Below are 1,170 nucleotides of genomic sequence, written 5' to 3'. Positions count from 1 at the left end.
TTACGCGAGGATCTTCGAGACGACGCCCGAACCGACGGTGCGGCCGCCTTCGCGGATGGCGAAGCGCAGGCCGTCTTCCATCGCGATCGGCGCGATCAGCTCGACCGTGAACTTCAGGTTGTCGCCCGGCATCACCATCTCGGTCCCCGACGGAAGCTCCACCGTCCCGGTCACGTCCGTCGTGCGGAAGTAGAACTGCGGGCGGTAGTTCGCGAAGAACGGCGTGTGACGGCCGCCCTCGTCCTTCGTCAGGATGTAGACCTCGCACTCGAACTTCGTGTGCGGCTTCACCGAACCCGGCTTGCACAGAACCTGCCCGCGCTCCACCGCCTCGCGGTCGATGCCGCGCAGCAGCGCGCCGATGTTGTCGCCGGCCTCCCCGCGGTCGAGAAGCTTGCGGAACATCTCGACGCCCGTGCAGGTCGTCTTCTGCGTCGCCTTCAGCCCCACGATCTCGAGCTCGTCGCCCACGTTCACCACGCCGCGCTCGACCCGGCCCGTCACGACGGTGCCACGGCCAGAGATCGAGAACACGTCCTCGATCGGCATCAGGAACGGCAGGTCGATCGCGCGCTCGGGCTGCGGGATGTACTCGTCCACCGCATCCATCAGCTTCTTGATCGACTCGACCCCGATCTCGGGATCGCGGTCCTCGAGAGCGGCCAGAGCCGAACCCGCGATGATCGGGATGTCGTCGCCCGGATAGTCGTAGGCCGACAGAAGCTCGCGCACTTCCATCTCGACAAGCTCCAGAAGCTCGGCATCATCGACCTGGTCGACCTTGTTCAGGTAGACGACCAGCGCCGGAACGCCGACTTGGCGCGCCAGAAGGATGTGCTCGCGCGTCTGCGGCATCGGGCCGTCGGCCGCGTTCACCACCAGGATCGCGCCGTCCATCTGCGCGGCGCCCGTGATCATGTTCTTGACGTAGTCGGCGTGGCCCGGGCAGTCGACGTGCGCATAGTGGCGCTTGGCCGTCTCGTACTCGACGTGCGCCGTCGAGATCGTGATCCCGCGCGCCTTCTCTTCGGGTGCCGCGTCGATCTGGTCGTAGGCCTTGAACTCGCCGAACGACTTCGTCAGCGCCGCCGTCAGTGTCGTCTTGCCGTGGTCGACGTGACCGATCGTGCCGATGTTGCAGTGCGGCTTCGCGCGGTTGAACTTTTCCTT

At 65.9% G+C, this 1,170-nt stretch carries 1 protein-coding gene; it reads right to left on the bottom strand.

What is annotated here, in order from left to right:
* Positions 1–1,170, bottom strand: a 1,170-nt coding sequence (tuf, locus tag C8D95_RS21615; RefSeq protein WP_109761273.1) for an elongation factor Tu, incomplete at its 5' end; no start/stop codon positions are given.

The organism is Silicimonas algicola (assembly GCF_003148765.1).
In the GTDB taxonomy this organism is placed as follows: Bacteria; Pseudomonadota; Alphaproteobacteria; order Rhodobacterales; family Rhodobacteraceae; genus Silicimonas; species Silicimonas algicola.
Note: the sequence above shows the minus strand (reverse complement) of the source record. Positions and strands in the feature narration are given on the sequence as shown.